This window comes from Quadrisphaera sp. RL12-1S (assembly GCF_014270065.1).
GTDB lineage: Bacteria > Actinomycetota > Actinomycetes > Actinomycetales > Quadrisphaeraceae > Quadrisphaera.
Map to the genome: position 1 here is coordinate 1 of NZ_JACNME010000002.1, position 17,488 is coordinate 17,488.

The 17,488-nt window shown below is 76.0% G+C and carries 13 protein-coding genes and 1 pseudogene; 3 read left to right on the plus strand and 11 right to left on the minus strand.

The window, feature by feature from the left end:
• The 6 genes and pseudogenes from H7K62_RS03535 to H7K62_RS23480 all read right to left on the minus strand — a co-directional run.
• Nucleotides 1–1,868 (minus strand): annotated as a pseudogene (locus H7K62_RS03535) (hypothetical protein); the annotation flags it as partial.
• Between the two features lie 120 nt (nucleotides 1,869–1,988).
• The gene (locus H7K62_RS03540) at nucleotides 1,989–2,528 is read right to left on the minus strand and encodes a dihydrofolate reductase family protein (RefSeq protein WP_186716577.1); all 540 of its coding nucleotides are present in this window, start codon (nucleotides 2,526–2,528) and stop codon (nucleotides 1,989–1,991) included.
• A 76-nt stretch (nucleotides 2,529–2,604) separates the two neighbouring features.
• Nucleotides 2,605–2,928 carry a hypothetical protein gene (locus tag H7K62_RS03545; RefSeq protein ID WP_186716578.1) on the minus strand — a complete coding sequence of 108 codons (324 nt, stop codon included), beginning with the start codon at nucleotides 2,926–2,928 and terminating at the stop codon, nucleotides 2,605–2,607.
• A gap of 20 nt (nucleotides 2,929–2,948) precedes the next feature.
• Nucleotides 2,949–3,518 (minus strand): hypothetical protein, encoded by a 570-nt coding sequence (locus tag H7K62_RS03550; RefSeq protein WP_186716579.1) that lies wholly within the window; start codon nucleotides 3,516–3,518, stop codon nucleotides 2,949–2,951.
• 17 nt (nucleotides 3,519–3,535) lie between these two features.
• Nucleotides 3,536–4,687: a GGDEF domain-containing protein gene (locus tag H7K62_RS03555; RefSeq protein WP_186716580.1), complete on the minus strand. Its 1,152-nt coding sequence runs from the start codon at nucleotides 4,685–4,687 to the stop codon at nucleotides 3,536–3,538.
• Between the two features lie 66 nt (nucleotides 4,688–4,753).
• On the minus strand, nucleotides 4,754–5,701 hold the full coding sequence (locus tag H7K62_RS23480; protein WP_186716581.1) for a sulfurtransferase: 948 nt from the start codon (nucleotides 5,699–5,701) through the stop codon (nucleotides 4,754–4,756).
• A gap of 82 nt (nucleotides 5,702–5,783) precedes the next feature.
• On the opposite strand from H7K62_RS23480, the gene H7K62_RS23485 reads away from it, so the two are divergent.
• On the plus strand, nucleotides 5,784–6,683 hold the full coding sequence (locus H7K62_RS23485; protein WP_186716582.1) for an FxLYD domain-containing protein: 900 nt from the start codon (nucleotides 5,784–5,786) through the stop codon (nucleotides 6,681–6,683).
• Nucleotides 6,684–6,882: 199 nt separating this feature from the next.
• Nucleotides 6,883–8,961 (plus strand): HD-GYP domain-containing protein, encoded by a 2,079-nt coding sequence (locus tag H7K62_RS03570; RefSeq protein WP_186716583.1) that lies wholly within the window; start codon nucleotides 6,883–6,885, stop codon nucleotides 8,959–8,961.
• Between the two features lie 28 nt (nucleotides 8,962–8,989).
• Here the strand turns inward: H7K62_RS03570 and H7K62_RS23490 are convergent, their stop codons facing one another.
• Both H7K62_RS23490 and H7K62_RS03580 read right to left on the minus strand, forming a co-directional pair.
• On the minus strand, nucleotides 8,990–10,087 hold the full coding sequence (locus H7K62_RS23490; protein WP_186716584.1) for an App1 family protein: 1,098 nt from the start codon (nucleotides 10,085–10,087) through the stop codon (nucleotides 8,990–8,992).
• Between the two features lie 40 nt (nucleotides 10,088–10,127).
• Complete coding sequence (locus H7K62_RS03580; RefSeq protein WP_186716585.1) at nucleotides 10,128–10,358, minus strand: hypothetical protein; 231 nt, start codon at nucleotides 10,356–10,358, stop codon at nucleotides 10,128–10,130.
• A 91-nt stretch (nucleotides 10,359–10,449) separates the two neighbouring features.
• Here H7K62_RS03580 and H7K62_RS03585 point away from each other — a divergent pair, with 91 nt between their 5' ends.
• Complete coding sequence (locus H7K62_RS03585; protein WP_186716586.1) at nucleotides 10,450–11,754, plus strand: alpha/beta fold hydrolase; 1,305 nt, start codon at nucleotides 10,450–10,452, stop codon at nucleotides 11,752–11,754.
• 113 nt (nucleotides 11,755–11,867) lie between these two features.
• Here the strand turns inward: H7K62_RS03585 and H7K62_RS03590 are convergent, their stop codons facing one another.
• From H7K62_RS03590 to H7K62_RS03600, 3 genes are all read right to left on the minus strand, one after another.
• Nucleotides 11,868–13,202: a glycosyltransferase gene (locus H7K62_RS03590; protein ID WP_222437051.1), complete on the minus strand. Its 1,335-nt coding sequence runs from the start codon at nucleotides 13,200–13,202 to the stop codon at nucleotides 11,868–11,870.
• A 90-nt stretch (nucleotides 13,203–13,292) separates the two neighbouring features.
• Complete coding sequence (locus H7K62_RS03595; protein WP_186717018.1) at nucleotides 13,293–15,581, minus strand: glycoside hydrolase domain-containing protein; 2,289 nt, start codon at nucleotides 15,579–15,581, stop codon at nucleotides 13,293–13,295.
• Between the two features lie 91 nt (nucleotides 15,582–15,672).
• Nucleotides 15,673–17,442, minus strand: coding sequence for a cation:proton antiporter domain-containing protein (locus H7K62_RS03600; RefSeq protein WP_222437053.1), 1,770 nt, complete (start codon nucleotides 17,440–17,442; stop codon nucleotides 15,673–15,675).
• Nucleotides 17,443–17,488 lie beyond the last annotated feature (46 nt).

Below are 17,488 nucleotides of genomic sequence, written 5' to 3' on the forward strand. Positions count from 1 at the left end.
GCCTCGTGGTGTCGCGGGGTGGGCACCGGTGGGCGACCACGGGACGTCTCGGCAGCCTGACCGGCGGCCTGGTCGGTGGGGTGGGGAGGGGGCTGTGCAGTTGTGGGGCGGGGTCGTTCTCGTGGTGGGCAGGGTGGAGCGCTGCTCGGTGGGGTCCCAGAGGTGTCAGAGGTCCCGGCGGTGTCAGAGGTCTCGGTGGTGTCGGCCAGCGGCGGGCTCGGGCTGCTCGGGCCCGGCGGCGGGTCTTCACCGCCTGGGCCGTCCCCTGGGCCGTCATCTGGACCGCTGCTCGGCCCGTCGGGGCCGTCTGGGTCCTCTGGGCCCCCGGGATCCTCGGGGCTTTCGGGGCCGTCGGGGTCGTCGAGGTCGGCGAGGTCATCGGCCAGGACCACGATGTGCACCTCCGAGAGCCGGGCCCGCTGCTCAGGGGTGGGGATGGCCACCGGCTTGCGGGTGTCCGGGACCAGACCGCTCACCGGCGCCGGCGGCTGGACTCCACCGCCGAGACCATCGGAGTCCTCGTCGCCGTCGTCGCCGTCCTCGTCGTCCTCGACCTCGTCGCCGTCCTCGTCGTCAGCGGCGTCGTTGTTGTTGTCGATGGGGTGGGAGGTGAACAGGTCATCCGCACCGGTGGGCCCGCCGGTCCTTGCGCTGGGCGGGGCGGGCTCACCCACGACCTCGGCCAGGACCTGCGGGGTCAGGCTGAAGTCACCGACGACCAAGCTCACCAGCACGTCCGCGCGCAGCTGCCCCAGCGACCGCTGCTCCTTCTCCTGGTCCTGCTGGGCCTGCTGGCCCTGGTCGCCGGCAGCACCAGCATCAGCGCTGGGCTCGGCGTGGGTGTAGGTGTCTCCGTCCTTGGCGTTGGCGGCCACCTGCTGCAGCACCTGCCACACCCGCGCCGCATCAGAAGCTTCCAGCGTGGCCACCACCTGCCGGCACCCCGGCACCGCAGAACGGCGCAGCACCACATCGCGCTCTTGGATCCCGGCGGCCATCGCCCGGGCCGCGTACCCGGGGTCAGCAGCCAACGCTGCTTCCTCCAGCACCCCTGCTAACCGGGCCCGGCTCAAGGTGGCCGCTGCGGCCACCGCCGCGGCCTCCACCTGCGCCCGGGCTGCCTGCCCGGCTGGGCCCTCAGGTAGGCGGCGGCAGACCTCGGCGAGCACGTCCAGCTGGGTGGGGGTCATCACTCCCCGGGTCAGTGCTTCCTCGGCTGCTGGGAGCTGGGTGAGCTGGCGGGCCAGGCCCACCAGTGCGGTGGCGGTGCGTCCGGCGATGCGCAGCACCGGGGCCAGTTCATCAGAGGCTGGGCGGCGGGTGTCCTTGGCTGCAGCGCGGGTGGGGTTCTCGGCGAGCTTGGCTGCGTCCAGGCCGTTGATGAGGTTCAGGTGCAGGGCGTGCAGGTAGGAGGTGCAGCGGGCGGAGGCGGCGACCACCTCGGTCCACTCCCGGCTGGACAGTCCCAGCCCCGTCACCGGCGCCTGCTCACCACGCCCACCACCGGTCCCGCCGCCGGTCTCGCCGTCGCTGGCGTCGTCGTCGAGGCACCCTTCCCCGGCGGTGACGGCGGCCAGCAGCGCGTCCAGGGCCGCCATCTGGGCCGGGCCGGGCTCATCGGCCAGTGCGGCGGCGATGGCGGGGCGGATGCGGCGCCGCTCGGCGATGGAGCCGGTCAAGGGATCGCTCAGCAGCTGCTGGGTCCACCAGGGGCGGCTGAAGCGGACCGGACCCCCGCCGTCGCCCTCGGGGTCGGCGTCCAGGTCGGCGTCGGGGTCGGCGTCCAGGTCGAAGGTGTGCGCGTCCCCGGTGCCGGGCTGGTCGGCGTCATCGCCGACCGCCCAGTCCGGGGGTGCGCTGGTGGTCATGGCGATGACGTTAGGGGTCACCACCGACAGTCCGGTGGTCCTCGTCCCCGCAGGTCAAGACCGTGATCACAGTCTCACGGAACGTGATGCTGAGGCCCGTGGGCCTCAGCACCACCGATCTCAGGCGGGGCCGTAGACGAGGTGCGCCACGCCGTTCTCGAACGGCGTCGCCCGCTGCAGCGACAGCTCCACGCGGGCACCGTCGGCGAAGAGGCGCAGACCCTCGCCGAGGGCCAGCGGGTAGGTGAGCAGGTGCAGCTCGTCGACCAGCCGGTCCGCCAGCAGCGCACGCACCAGCTGCACGCTGCCGCTGACGTAGAGGTCGCCGGCCGCCTCGTCCTTGATGCGCTGGACGGCGTCCGCGGAGTACTCCACCGCCGTCGACGGGCCCCAGCCCAGGCCGTCCGGGCGCGAGGTCACCACGTGCTTGGGGGAGCCGTTGAAGAACGGGGCGCCCGGGTCCTCCTCGGCGGTCCGCGTCGACCACGCGGGCGCGAACATCTCGTAGGTCGTGCGCCCCAGGAGGATGTCGCTGCACCCGGCGGTGATGCTGCCGACCGCGGCCATCATCGGCTCGGTCCACGGGTAGGCGGCCGTCCAGGACGGCGTCTCCACCACCCCGTCCAGCGACATGAACTCGTGCACCCTGATCCTGCCCACGCTCGTGCTCCGTCCGTCCGGGAAGGCTGTCGTGCTGGTGGGACCGCCGCGGCGGCCGGGAGTCATCGGTCCGGCGTCAGAAGCCGAGGGTGAGGCCGTCGTCGTCGTCGCCACGGGCCGCGGCGCGGTCGGCGGCGACGCGGGCGCGGTACTCCTGGGCCAGCGACGGTGCGTGCTGGGACAGCCACAGCTCGAGCTGCTGGCGGCAGCCGTTCTTGCGGCACCACCGCTCCCACCGCTCGGGGGTGGCGTCCTCGTGCTCGAACGTCGACAGGCGCCGGTCGCACAGGGACCTGCCCGTCAGGCGCGGGTCGGGCCAGTGCACGCGGCGGTCCGCGCCGTCACCGGCGCCCCAGGTCAGCCTGACGACCCGGTCGGCGGAGGGGCCCGTGGTGGTCACCGGGCCATCTCAGCACGCGCTCAGCACAGGCAGGTGCCGCTGGCCGACCTCACCGTGAAGCAGTCGGGGCAGATGCTCGGCGGGGCCGCCGGGAGGGGAGCCGCCTTCTTCGGCGCGGCGGCGCGGGTGGTGCTCGCACGCGGTGCGGCAGCGGCGCGCGGCGCCTTCGGCTCCCGGGGAGCGCTGGGTGCGCTGGGAGCGCGGGGGGTTCGGGAGGCCCCCGCGTGACGGGTGAGGCGCTCGACCACGTCGACCTCGTCCTGGGCGCCGGACTCGACGGCGGCCTGGCCGCCGAAGTGCATCCACACCCGGCGGCGCGCGCCACCCCCGGTGTCGGTGCCGTCCACGAGGGTGGACTCGCGCACCACCAGCGCCCCCAGGTCGGGCTCGCCGCGACGCGCGCAGTCGGCGCTGATCACCTCGAGCGCCTTGCCGAGGCCGCGGGAGGTCACCGCACCGTCGGTGGCCTCGGAGGCCTCCGACGGAGGCACGACCCGCCCCTCCTCAGCGGCGGCCAGCAGGGCCTCGCGCAGCTGGGGGATGGCCTTGAACAACCGCGCGGGGAGGGCTTCGGATCCGAGCGACGTCACGGACCCACTGTCGCACCTCAGACGGGCGCTGAGACACCCGCCGCGGGTGACTCCTCGGTGTACTCCTCGGTGGACTCCTCGGTGGACGGGGAGGGTCGCTCGTCCAGCGCGGCGTGCACCACCCGGTCGCGCCCGGCGGCCTTCGCCTCGTATAGGGCGCCGTCGGCCTGGTCGACCAGCGCGCTGACGAGCTCGCGCAGCTCCTCGTCGGAGGCCCGGGCACCGGGACCGATCCCGCCCGCGGGCACCCAGCACCGGTCCGTGCCGATGCTCACCGTGACCGGCGGCAGCCCCTCGACCCGCAGCCTGGCCACCGCGGCGCGGAGCCGCTCGCCGACGACGACGAGGTCGGAGTCGTCGTCGACGGCCGTGACCACGAGGAGCTCCTCCCCGCCCCACCGGGCGACGAGGTCGTGGGAGCGCAGCCCGTCGCGCACGCAGCCCGCGACCGCCTGCAGCACGCGGTCGCCGGTGCTGTGCCCCCAGGTGTCGTTGACGGCCTTGAAGTGGTCGACGTCCAGCAGCAGCACCGCCAGGGCGCAGCCGGGCCGCGCGGTGGACCGCACCAGGGGCGGGATGGCCTGCGCGGCTCCGTGCCGGTTGAGCAGCCCGGTGAGGGGGTCGGTGCGGGCGGCGGCCTCCGAGGTCGCACGAGCCCGTTCCAGGGCTCCCGCCAGCGCGGACACCACCACCGCCGGGGTGGCGGTGAGGACCAGCACCACCGCGGCGACGAGCAGCAGGTACGGCGTCGCGAGGTCCAGCTGGGCCAGCAGCCCGACCGCCGTGGCCGAGGCCCCGGTCACGAGGCCGACGAGCTTCCAGCCCCGGTGGTGCACCGTGGCCACCGCCGCCACGAGCGGCAGGGTCGAGACGGACAGCCAGCGCCAGTGGACGTCGGGCACCAGCGTGCCGCACACGCCCACCAGCGCGATCGCGAGCACGACGGCGGCCGTGGCCTCGCGCGGGCGGGCGTCGCGGCGCGCCGCGAAGGCGAGCCCCAGGGCGGCCCACACCGCGGCCAGCACCAGCAGCTCACCGCGGCGGGCGCCGAAGGCGGGGGCGGCCGACGCGGGCAGGGTGGTCACAGCCACCAGCGCGGCGGCGTCCAGCAGCATCAGCACCGCCATGAGCGCCGTGCGCCACTCGACCACGGCGCGGAGCTGGTCCACGGCTCGGCTCCACGTCACGGCTCTCCATCGGTGGGCCGTCCTCGGGGGCTTGAGCCCCCGCGCGGGTCATCGCCCGATCGCCGCCGGGCGCTCTGGGTCGCGCGACCACTGGGACCAGGAGCCCGGCCACAGCCGCGCCCCCGCCAGACCGAGGTGCTCCAGCACCAGCAGCCGGTGGCAGGCGGTCACGCCTGACCCGCAGGAGGAGACCACGTCCTGCGGGCGGGAGCCGTCGACGACGACGCCGGCCGCCGCCAGCCGCTCGCGCAGCACGTCGTCGGGCAGCAGGCGACCGCGGGCGTCGACGTCGTCGCGCACGGGCAGGCCCACCGCCCCCGGCACGTGCCCCGCGCGGGGGTCGAGCGCGTCGGGTCCGCCCGCGAAGCGCTCCGCGGGGCGGCCGTCGAGCAGCACGGCGCCCGGGTCGGCGGCGGCGCGGGCGGCGTCGTCGACGTCGGCGAGCAGCTGCGGTGGCCAGGCCGTGGGCACCGGCCCGGCCACGGGCAGCGGCGTGCGGGGAGGGCCGTCGCCGGTCTCCAGCGGCCGGCCGGCCTCGCGCCAGGCCAGCAGGCCGCCGTCCAGCAGCGCCGCGGGACGGCCCAGGGCGCGGAGCATCCACACCAGGCGCGCGGCGATGACGCCGCCGGCGTCGTCGTAGGCGACCACCACACCGTCGTCGTCCCCGTCGTCCCCGTCGTCCCCGTCGTCCCCGTCGTCCTCGCCGGTGGGGAGCCCGAGCTCGGCGAGGGCGCGCAGGAACGCGTCCGGCGCGGGCAGGGGGTGGCGTCCCTCGGCGTCCGAGGGCGGCCCGGCGAGCACGCGGTCCACGTCCACCCGCACGGCGCCCGGCAGGTGGCCGGCGGCGAACGCCTCCGCCGGCGCCCGGCCGTCGGGGTACCAGCGGACGTCGGCGAGGGCGGCGCGACCGCCGGGGAGGTGGGCGTCGAGCCACGCGGCGTCGACGAACGGCGGGACGAGCGGGTGGACCGGGTGGAGCGGGGGAGCGGCGGGCACCGTCCGATCCTGCCCGTCGGCCCTCCCGGGTCGGCACCCCCGGCCGGTACGGTCTGGTCCTCCCTGTCGCCCGGAGGCCACCGTGTCGGACCCGACGTCCCGCTACCCCGAGCAGCCCGACCAGCGCCCGCAGCCGGAGCAGCCGCCCGCCTACGTGCCACCGCCGGGCTACGAGGAGTACGCACCGCGCCAGCAGGCCCCCCACACCGGTGACCAGCAGCCGTACCAGCAGCCGTACCAGCAGGGCTACCAGCAGGGCTACCAGCAGCAGCCGTACCAGCAGGGCTACCCGCCGCCGGGCGCACCCGCGCGGCCGACGTCCGTGGTCGCGGTGGTCGGGCTGGTGCTCGCGTTCCTGCTGAGCCCGGTCGGCGTCATCGTCTCCGCGATCGGCATCAGCGACACCCGCGGCGGCCGCAAGGCCGGGCGGGGGCTGGCGATCGCCGGCGTCGTCGTCGGGCTCGTCTTCACCGTGCTCTGGGTGGTGGTGATCATCGCCGCGACCCTCCTCCTGCAGCGGACCGCCGAGTCGGCCTCCGACGTCGCGTCGGCCCTGTCGACCGCCACCGAGCTGCCCAGCGGCCTCCCGTCGGACCTCCCGACCGACCTGCCGAGCGACCTCCCGAGCGACCTTCCGACCGACCTTCCGACCGACCTGCCCAGCGACCTCCCGAGCAGCCTCACGGACCTGCCGGGCGCCGAGGACGGCGCCGCCGACGTCACCGTGGACAGCTGCCGGGCGGTCTTCGGAGGTGCGGCCACTGGCCGGGTGACCATCACCAACAGCACCGACACCACTGCCTCGTACGTGGTGAACATGGACGCCCTCGACGCCAGCGGCCAGAAGGTCGGTGAGCTCTACGCCGTGCAGGGCTCGGTGGAGCCCGGCCAGAGCGCGCAGGCCGAGGCGTTCGGCTACGCGGACTCCGGGGCCGACATCGCCTCCTGCGAGGTCACCCAGGCCGCGCGCACCGCCGGCTGACGGCCGGGAGGGGCCCACCTGCACGACGGTGCCGGTCAGCAGCACCGCACCGGCGCGCGTGGGCAGCCGTCCCACCGGACTCCGTCGACAGCGTCTCCCCACCGCGTGACGGCCGTCAGAGCGGTGTCGCGGTCTGGACGGAGCACGACGCCGCGACCGCCTCAAGCAGGACCCCGCGCGGTGCCGAAGCCGCGGCGTGGTGACTGGACTGACCGCGCGGCACGTCCACCCGAGCCTGCAGACTCGGCGTGCTCGGCGGGTGCTGGTGCTGGTGGCGTGCGCCGCCGTCGTCCTCGGGCCCCTGGTGCTCGTCGTGGTGGTCGGCGCGCTGCTCGTCCGGTCGTGGCGGGCCCGGCCGGAGCCCAGCCAGGTCGTCAGCCCGGTCGTCAGCCCGGTCATCAGCCCGGCCGTCAGCCCGGGACCGACGCAGAACTACACCGACCCCGACGTGGTGCCGCGGCGCGCCCGGCCGGGGCTGGCGCTGGCGGTGCGCACCGCCGTCGTCGTCGGACCCCTGGTCCTGGCCCTGGTGGTCGGGGCCGTCGCCGCGGTGGTCCTGCCTCCGGCACAGGTGGGGCTGCCCGTGTGGCTGTGGCTCGTCAGCGTGGTGGTGGTCACCTCGGTGGTCCTGTTCGCCTGCTCGCGGCTGCTGCGCCGCCTGGCCCCGCTGTCGGCGCTGCTCCGCCTGAGCCTGGTGCTGCCCGACGACGTGCCCCACCGCTTCGCGCTGGCGCGACGCCGATGGTCGCCCGAGGCCCTGGAGGGGTCCGAGCGCGGGGGCGAGGGCTCCGGCCAGCGGGTGCTGGCCCTGGTCGCGACGCTGGCCGCCCACGACGGCAGGACCCGCGCCCACGCCGAACGGGTGCAGGCCTACGCCGCCCTCATCGGCCAGGAGATGGGCCTGTCCGCAGCCGACGTCGACAGGCTCAGCTGGGCCGCGCTGCTGCACGACGTCGGGAAGGTCCACGTCCCCGTGGAGGTCATCAACAAGGCCGGCCGCCCCAGCGAGGCCGAGTGGGCCCAGCTGCAGACCCACCCCCACCACGGCGGCGAGCTCGTCGAGCCGCTGCGCGGCTGGCTGGGGGACTGGCTGGACGGGGTCGAGCAGCACCACGAGCGCTTCGACGGCACGGGGTACCCCCGCGCGCTGGCGGGTGAGGACATCCACCTCGCCGCGCGGATCATCGCGGTCGCCGACACCTACGACGTCATCACCTCCGCGAGGTCGTACAAGAAGCCGATGTCGGCCGAGCAGGCCCGCGCGGAGATCACCCGGTGCGCCGGGGCCCAGTTCGACCCGGTGGTGGTGCGGGCGCTGCTCGGCGTCGGCATCGCCAAGCTGCGCCGCGTCGCCGGTCCGGCGACGCTCCTGGCCGCTCTGCCGGTGGTCGTCGCCGCCCCCGCCCAGGCCGCCCCCTCGGTGGGAGCTGCGCTGCAGGTCGCCGGTGGACACGCGGCGACGGCGGTCCTGGCCGCCGGGGTGGGGGTGACCGGAGGGGTGGCCACCGCCGACGTCATCGCCGCGCCGCCGGGTGCGGCCGTGCTCGTGGTCCAGGAGGCCCCGGCCCCTCCCGCCGCCGTGAGAGACGCCGCCCCTCCTGGCGGGGAGGCCCGTCCTGGTGCGGAGGGGTCTGCTGGGGCCACGGGCACCACCACGCCGTCCGGACCGCCTGCGGCACCGGGTGCTCCATCGGGCGACCCGAGCGCGCTGCCCACGGCGGACGGGTCCGCAACGACCTCGACGGCCCCCGTGGACCTGCCGTCCCCGACACCCCCGCTCGATGCGGCCCCGGTCGCCTCCGACCCCCTGCTGCCTGCCGGTCCCTCGCGTCCCGCCAGCGGCCCCTCGTCACCAGCAGCAGTCACCCCGCCCTCGGTCGCGGCGCCGCGCGGGCCCTCCCGGCCGGTCCCGGCGCCGAGCGCGTCTCGCTCCGCGGGCGAGGGAAGGTCGAGGGGCCCCGCCGCCCCCACCGCTCCGGCGAGGAAGGCCGACGAGGCAGTTCAGAAGGCGACCCAGGAGGCTGCCCGCAAGGCGGCCGAGCAGGCCGCCAAGGACAGGGCGGACCAGGCGAAGGCCGCTGTCGACGCGGCGGACAAGGCGGACAAGGCGGCCAAGGCGGCCAAGCAGGCCGCCGAGTCAGCCGGCAGGCTCACCGGGGCGATGCCGGGTGGCCGGACGCTGGCCCCGTCGCCCGCCGCGCCGCCGGTGCCAGCCGCCCCGCCGCCAGGCCCCCGCGGCGGTGGGTCCGTCGCCGGCCCGGGCGGCAAGAACCGCTGAGCCAGCCGGCGCCGGCGACGCCGGAGGGTCAGCGGGTGCCCAGGAGCCCCGCCTCCCGCAGGTGGTGGAGCAGCACGTGCCCGTCCGGCCCGCGCAGCACCGGGACCACGAGCCCGTCGTCCTCGTCCGGCGCTGGCCCGTCCGCCGTCCCCGCCGCGTCCCCGCCGCCACCCCCGCCGACCTGGCGCAGGGCGATGGCCAGGACGTGCTGCGGGTGCGCGCGGGCGAAGTCACCGTAGACCGCCGGGTCGTGCTCGCCGTCGTCACCGACGAGGAGCCACCGCACCCCGGGGAAGTCCGACCGCAGCCGCTCCAGGCTGCGCCTCTTGTGGGCGCGGCCGTCGCGGAAGACCCCCTCGGCGCTGGGGCTCCACTGGGTCAGCAGCAGCGGGCCGGCGGGGAAGCCGCAGCGCGACAGGAAGCGGGACAGCGGTCCGGTGAAGTTCCAGGGGCCGTTGCTCAGGTAGACCACCGGGCTGTCGTCACCGGCCTGGCCGGCGCGGGCAGCGGTGAGCAGGTCCGCCATGCCGTCGACCGGGAGCCGCCGGGCGAAGGCCTGGCTCAGGGTCGTCCACGCCGCCCGCAGCGGGTGCCGCAGACCCGTCAGGAGGGCGGTGTCGTCGATGTCGCAGACGATGCCCGTCGAGGCTCTCGGGTCGGCGACGTGCACCACCGCCTCCACCGGCAGGCGGTCGCCCACCTGGAGGGTCACGGCGTTCGGCCCCGGCTCGAGCTCCCACGGCACGGTGGCGTCGACGAACCCGCCCGGGCCGCTGCGCACCCTGTGGGCCGCGCCAGCGCCGGGCGGTGCGACGTCCACGGTGACCCCTGACCGCTGCAGGGTCACCAGGCGCCGCCAGGCGGCGACGCCCCTGACCGCGCTCGGCTCCCGTCCCGGTGGGGCCAGCACCACGCGCGCCAGCAGCCTGACCCGCCCGTCGGCGCCGTACCCCGGGTACGGCAGGACGGCGCAGCTCCACCCGCGCCGCTGCAGGAGTGCGGCCAGCACGTCGCGGCGGGCTCGACCCAGGCGGAAGAGGACCCGTCCGGCCGGTGAGCCCGGAGCCGCTGCCGCCCGCCCGTCTCCGCTGGTGGTGCCGCTGCTGCCGGTGGTGCTGCCGAGCACGGTGACCGCCTAGGGGTGCCGAGGACGTGCCCGGAGGACGCTAGGGCCGCTCCGTCACCGGAGCGACTCGATCAGTGGTCGCGTCCTCGAGCAGGGCCTTCTCGTCGTCGGTCAGCGCCGTGGTGCGCAGGAGGTCGGCTGCGAGGTGCACGCCGCCGCTGTCCCGGTCCTCGCGGGCTCGGTGGTGGCTGGTGCGCGGGAGCTGCTCAGCGCGCTCGGCCGGTACCGTCACGCGGCCGGCGGCAGCCGTCCGCTCCACCAGGGTCCGCACGACGGCGTCGACGGTGTCCGAGGCGCTGCGCGCGCCGCCCGTCCTCCGTGACGAGCGAGGACGTGCGCGCCACATGGGGCAGGGTGGGCGGATGGCTGCACCGGACCTGCGCACCGTCGAGCTGCACCTGCCCGGGCTGCGGGTGCTCGAGCACGAGCTCGACGTCCCGCTCGACCACTCAGCGCCCGACGGTCCCGCCGCCGCGTCGCTCACGCTGTTCGCCCGGGAGGTGTCCGCGGTCGGCAGCGGCCCCGACGGGCCGGCGCTGCTGTTCCTCCAGGGCGGTCCCGGCCAGGAGGCCACCCGCCCCGCCGGTGCTCCGCTGACGTCCGGCTGGATGGCGCGGGCGCTGCGCGACTTCCGCCTGGTGCTGCTCGACCAGCGCGGCACCGGCCGCTCCACGCCCGTCGGCGACCTGCCCGGCACGACCCCGCAGCAGCAGGCCGACCACCTCGCGCACTTTCGCGCCGACAGCATCGTCCGCGACGCCGAGGTCCTCCGCGAGGCCCTGGGCGTCGACCGCTGGAGCCTGCTCGGGCAGAGCTTCGGCGGGTTCTGCGCCCTCACCTACCTCTCCCTGGCGCCGCAGTCGCTGAGATCGGTGCACGTCACCGGCGGGCTCCCGCCCGTGGGCCTGCACCCCGACGAGGTCTACGCCGCCACGTGGGCGCAGATGCGCGCGCTCTCGGCCCGGTACCACGAGCGCTACCCGCACGACCTCGAGCGGCTGCGCCAGCTGCACGCGCACCTTGTCGACCGCGACCTGAGGACGACGACGGGGGACCGCGTCACCTCCCGCACGCTGCGCGCCTCCGGCCACTCCCTGGGCATGAGCGACGGCGCCGACGCCCTGCACGCCCTGCTCGAGCGGCCCGCGGGTTCCCCGGCGTTCCGCGCGGACGCCGCCGACCCCCTCGGCCTGGCCCGCAACCCGCTCTACCTGCTCGTCCACGAGGCCTGCTACGCCGACGGGGCCACCACGGCGTGGTCGGCGGAGCGCACCCGGCCCGACGACTTCCGCGACCCCGCTGAGGGCGGTGACCCGGCGCTGCTGTCCGGGGAGCACGTCGGTGACTGGCTGCTCGACCCCGAGCGCGGTGGCGTCGGGGCGCTGGCGCCGGTGGCCGGGGCGGCGCGCCTGCTGGCGGAGAGGGAGTGGCCCCGCCTGTACGACCCCTCGGTGCTGGACGGCGTCGCCCGCGGGTCCGACGGCGTCCCGGTGGCGGCGGCGATCTACGTGGACGACCCGTACGTGCTCGTCGACCACTCCCGCGCCACCGCGTCGCTGCTCGGCGCTCGCACGTGGGTGACCGACGAGCTGCTCCACAACGGCCTGCGCTCCGACGGCGACCGCGTGCTCTCACGCCTCCTCGACATGACCGCCGGCCGCCTCTGACCGCTCACGACGGGGCATGGTGGCGCGCAGGCGTGTGATCGTCGCGGAGGGGGGAGGGGTCCCCCTCCGCGACGATCATGCGCGTGAGCGCCAGATCCGGCGCGGGTGCCGGGTCAGAGGGGAGCGCCCTCGCGGGGGAGCTCGACGACCTGGTGCTGCTGCTCCACCACCTGCTCCTCGGCGGGGAGCATCTCGTCGAAGACGCGGAGCCTGTCGAAGCGCAGCGCGTGCTCACGGGCGCGCTGCTCCATCTCCAGGCGCTCCACCTCGCCCATGTCGAGCACGGCCCGGTCGAGCATCGCGGTGATCCCCGGCACGTCACCCGCCTCGATGATGAGCGCGGTGTCGCCGACGGCCTCGCCCGTGCCCCCGACCAGCGTGGTGATGACGGGCCCGCCGCCGGCCAGCATCTTCTCCGTCAGGGCGATGCCGAAGGTCTCCACGAACTCCGGCACCGGCTTGGTGGGCAGCGCGTAGGCGGCGCACCCCCGCATGAGCAGCGGCTTCTCCGCGTCGGAGACGTCGGTGAGCAGGAGGATGCGCTCGTCGTCCCCGGGGACCTCGGCGATCTGCGCCCGCACCGTGTCGACGGCGTTGCCGGCGCCGGCGATGACGAGCTTCTTGGTGGCCTGCGTGCGCGATGCGCGGTAGGCGTTGATGAGGTCGTCCACGCCCTTGGCGCGGGTGATCCGCGAGAGGAACAGCACGTAGCCGTCGCGCTCGAGGCCCCGGGCGGCCAGCGCGGCGTCCACCGCGGACGGGTCGAGGTCGAGGAAGGCGGAGGTGTCGATCGGCGGGTAGCTGATGCGGACCCGCGCGGTGAGCTCCTCGGCGAAGCGGGTGCCGGTGCGGGCGTCGACCTGCTCGGCCCAGCGCACCACCTCCTCCTTGGTGAACTCCGACACCGCGAGCAGGTCGTCGTTCTGCAGGTAGGTGGACAGCACCATCGCCGCGGCCCCCCACGCCCCGGTGCGCAGGGCGTTGGAGACCACGTTGGTGATGTCGGAGCCCACGGCCTTGGCCAGCGTGCGCACCTCGGGGGCGAAGCCCGCCACGCGCGCCCCGGCCACCGCCTGGACGACGACGTCGGTGTGCGGCGTCAGGTACATCGACAGCACCACGGTCGGCACGCCCTCGGCGAGCAGCTCCACCAGGCGCCCGGTCATCCCGGCGATGTACCGGCCGTCCGGCACGCGGTTGTCGCCGATCGGGTCCGGCCGCTCCACGGTGATGCCGGGCGAGTAGGGCAGCAGCGCGTCGAGGGGCTTGAGCGGCAGCCCCGCCGCCTGCAGCGCCTCGAGCGGCCAGGTGAGGATCCGCACGTCGTCGAACCCGCGCAGCAGCGCGGCCTCGGCGAGGTTGCGGGCCTCCCCGGAGTGGCCGCAGATGACCGGGTCGGCGCGGACCAGGATGACGAGACGGCGCTCGGGCTTGCTCATGCCGGTCATGAGGTCCTCCTCGGGTGTGGGTGCTGCCGCGGCCGGGACCGGCCGCGGGGTGGAGCGGGTGGAGACGGTGGAGCGGGTGGGGCGCGAGGGTCAGCGGTGGCGCGCGGCCGGCGAGGGCGGCCGCACCGCGCGCCCGTAGCCGTTCGGTTCCTCACCGAGGTGGAGCACCAGCCGGCCGCCGCGGTGCACCCGCGCCATCGACAGGTGCGGTCCGGGGAGCGGCTCGCCGTCGAGCGTCGCCGAGAGCAGGTGCTGCGGCCGGGTCTGCGCCGGGGAGCCGTCGAAGCCGTCGTCGGAGCTGATCGGCTGCTCGCGGTGCCCGACCGCCTCGACCACCAGCTCGCCGTCGGGCACGGCGAGCACGGAGCGCTCGAAGGCCGGCGCCGAGAGCAGGAACGTGTCGAGCCCGGCCACGGGGAACAGCCCCAGCGAGGCCCACACGTACCAGGAGGACAGGCCGCCGGAGTCGTCGTTGCCCGGCAGCCCGCCGCGGCCGGTGCCGAACTGGTGGGTGAGCGCCGCGTGCACCACCTGCGCGGTGCGGTCGGGCCGGCCGGCCCAGTGGTAGGCCCACGGGGCCTCCATGTCGGGCTCGTTGTTGAGGCCCTCGAACCGGTTGAGGGCATACCCGGCGGCCATCTCGGCGGCGTTCGGGCGCAGCCCGGGCTGGCGCACCGGCGGCGCCCCGAACCCGAAGAAGCCGTCCAGCATCTGCGTGAACGCCGCGTCCCCGCCGGCCAGCGCGATCCGGCCCGCCATGTCGTGCAGCAGCCGGAACGAGTAGTTCCACTTGCCGCCCTCGTAGAACTCCGAGTCGCGCAGGAGCCCGGTGGTGGTGTCGAAGGCGTTCACCCAGCGCAGCGAGCGCTCCGCCAGGTCCTCCGCGAGCCGGTGGTCTCCCACGGCCCGCGCCACCTGCGCGGTGCAGTGGTGGGCGAAGGCCAGGTCGAGGGTGTGGGAGATCGGGTGGACGACGCCGTTGTCGATGAACATCTCGCCGTAGCCGCGGCGCAGGTCGTCGTCCATGTGCACCAGCGCCCACGACCAGTCGATCGGGGCCAGGTCCACCGCGTGCGCGTCCGCCAGGGCCGTGTGCGCCAGCGCGCTGGCCTGCCGGAAGAACCGGTCCGCACCGCGCGCCATCCGGTAGCCGATGGGGAAGTTGCCCTCCTCCTCGCTGACCCTGATGAGCGACTCCAGCAGGTCCGCCGCGCGCCCGGGCGCGATCGCCGCGAGGAGCGGGACCTGGGTCTTGTAGATGTCCCACATCGTGGAGATGTCGAACGCGAACGGGCCGTCCGAGGGCCAGAACGGGCTCTCGTCATCCGCGATGCACGGCTTGATGAGCGAGTGGTAGGTCGCCGTCGCCAGGACGGTGCGGCGCGCGGGGGTGCCGCCCTCCACCGCCACCCGGCCCACGTGGTCGGCCCAGCGGGCGCGCGTGCGGTCGCGGACGGCGTCGAACACCGGCTCCCCGGGCGCCCCCGGCAGCCGCGAGGCCCGCTCGGCCTCGAGGTTGGCCCGCGCCTGCTCGACCCCGCGCAGCGAGAAGCCGATCCGCACCTCCACGGTCTGGCCGGCGCGGGCCGGACCCATGAAGAGCAGGCCGAACGGGCGCAGCGTGGTCTGGCGGATCCTGTCGAAGTCCAGCCGGGTGCCGCCCTCGATGAGGCGCCGGTCGTGCCAGAGCATCGGCCGCCACGGCGCCGAGTGGCGCGGCGGGCCCGACGGCCCCGGAACGTCGGTGTCCACCTCCAGCGCGAAGGACAGCGGCACGCCCTCCACCACGAGGGTGCCCTGCGCGCGGCCCTGCCCGAGGTTCTCCACCTGCGCCCGCAGCGGCACGGTCCGCCCGTGCTCGATGGCCAGGCCGCCGCAGGAGGCGTCGACGACGACGCGCGCCGAGCGGTGCGCGGGGAACGTGTACCGGTGCACGGCCGTCTTGGGGCCCACCGTCAGCTCGCAGCGGATGCCCGAGTCGAGCGTGGCGGCGTAGTAGCCGGCCTCGGCGACCTCCTCGGACAGGTCCCAGCTCTGCCCGAGGTCGTCCAGGGGCGCGACCATCGGCGTGACGCGCAGGTAGTTGTAGTACTTGCGGATGGCGCCGGTGCCGGACTGCTGGAAGTGCGTGAAGCCGGACGCCTGGAGCGTGTCGAAGACCTCCTGCGGGAGCCCCTCGAGCGACTTGTCGTACTGGCCGTACCCGGTGGGGTACGCCCCCGAGTAGGCGCAGGCGCTGACCATGCCCAGCGGGCTCGTGGCGCCGGGGTGGGTGTTGCCCACCTGCGGCTTGGGCCACCACCACGCAGCAGCGAGACCGCGCGGCGCCGGCAACCGGGTCGCTGCGGTCCCGACGAAGGGATCGATCTCGCTGAGGATGGCGCGAACCTAGCGGCATCCGCGGGTCGCGCGGGTTACCTCCACGTGAACTGTGGACAGGGACGCCGGCCGGCCCGTCGACCAGCCGTCCTCAGCCCGCGGGACCGCCGCGCAGGGTGAGGCTGATCTCGTCGGCGTCCACCACGTCCAGGGCGTGCGAGAGCGCCTCGGCGTCGAAGGAGCCCTCGTCGCGGGCGTCGAGCAGCGCGTCGCGCTGGGCGTGCAGCTGCGCCAGCCGGACCTGCCGGCGGGAGGCCTCCTCGGGGACCTGCGCGGCCCTGCCCGCGTCCACCACCAGCTGGAGCAGCGCCGCGCGCTGCTCCGCCACCTCCACCTCACCCCGCTCGCGGGTGGACCCGACCGCCAGCACCACCCGGCGCAGGGTCAGGCCCTGCAGCAGCAGCGACCCTGCGGCCACGAGGTAGGCCACCAGCACGAGCAGCTCGCGCTGCGGGGCGTCCTCGGGGAGGGTCTGCGCCGCGGCCACGGTCACCGCGCCGCGCATGCCCGCCCAGACCACCACCACGCCCTCGCGCCAGCCCAGCGGCTCGTCGAGGAGGTAGTCGAGGTCGGCGCGCACCCGCCGCAGGCGGGTGCTGATCCTCGCCACGGCCTCCTCGGTGACCGGCCGCCGCTGCGCGGCGCGCCACGCCCCGCGCAGCCCTCCGCGCCGCAGGCCGCCCCGCACCCGTCCCGCCGGTCCGTCCAGCGCGCGGCGCGCGGTGATGGCGGCTGCCACCTGGGCCGGCGTGCGCTCCTCGAAGCGCTGGGCCACGGCGCTGAAGCGCTCGCGCGCCCGCTGCCGGTGGTCGCGGCGCCGGTGCGACAGCCCCAGCAGACCCGCCACGAACAGGGCGCGCACCGCCAGCACGGCCGCGAGCGCGGCTGCCGCCACCAGGGCCGCCGGGCCCAGGCCGACCCGGCCCACGCCACCGCCCACCTCGGGGTCGGCGGCCACCGCCGCGAGCACCGCGGGCAGCTCCAGCCCCATGAGCAGGAACACCCCGCCCTCCAGCAGCAGCGACGCGGAGCGCCACGTCTGGGCGTCCGACAGCCGCGCCTGCGGTGGCAGCACGCGCGGGGCGTGGTGGTTGGTGACCAGTCCCGCCACCACGGCCGCCACGAGCCCCGAGCCGCCCAGGTGCTCCACCGGCAGGGAGGCGGCGAACGGCACCGCGAACGACAGCAGGGTGCCGGCGGCGGGGTCGTCCACGCGGCGGCGCACCGCCAGGTCGAGGTGGCCCACCACCAGGCCGACGACGACGGCGAGGGCCACCGCCCACGCGAAGTCGCCGACGGCGGAGCCGACGGACGGGCCGGGCGCCCCCGAGCCCGCGGCGGCTCCGGCCGCGGCGACGGCGACGGCGGTGCGCAGCAGCACCAGGGCCGTCGCGTCGTTGAGCAGCCCCTCGCCCTCCAGCAGCGCCACCGCCCGGGGAGAGGCGCCGAGCCCCTTGACGATGGAGGTGGCCACGGCGTCGGTGGGGGAGACCACGGCGCCCAGCGCCACGCCCCACCAGAAGCCCACCCCGAGCAGCCAGCTCAGCAGCGCGCCCACCGACACGGCGCTGACCAGCACGAGCACCACGGACAGCCCGGAGATCGCGGACGCGTCGCGCCGGAAGCCCATGGCGGGCAGCTGCACCGCCGCCGCGTAGAGCAGCGGCGGGAGGATGCCGGAGAGCACCAGCTCCGGCGCCACCTCCACCGACGGCACCCCCGGCAGCGCCGCCAGGGCCGCGCCGAGCGCCACGAGCAGCAGCGGCGCGGCCACGCGCAGCCGCGCGGACAGCACCGCCGACAGGCCCACCACCAGCAGCAGGCCGAGGACGACCACCTCGGGCTCCACCGGCAGCGTCACGAGCACAGCAGCCTAGGCGCGCTCTGCGGCGGCGCACCCGGGCCGG

Coding starts and splice junctions, on each gene's coding strand:
- H7K62_RS03585 (WP_186716586.1), top strand. CDS start 10,450: ATGGCTGCACCGGACCTGCGCACCGTCGAGCTGCACCTGCCCGGGCTG.
- H7K62_RS03590 (WP_222437051.1), bottom strand. CDS start 13,202: ATGACCGGCATGAGCAAGCCCGAGCGCCGTCTCGTCATCCTGGTCCGC.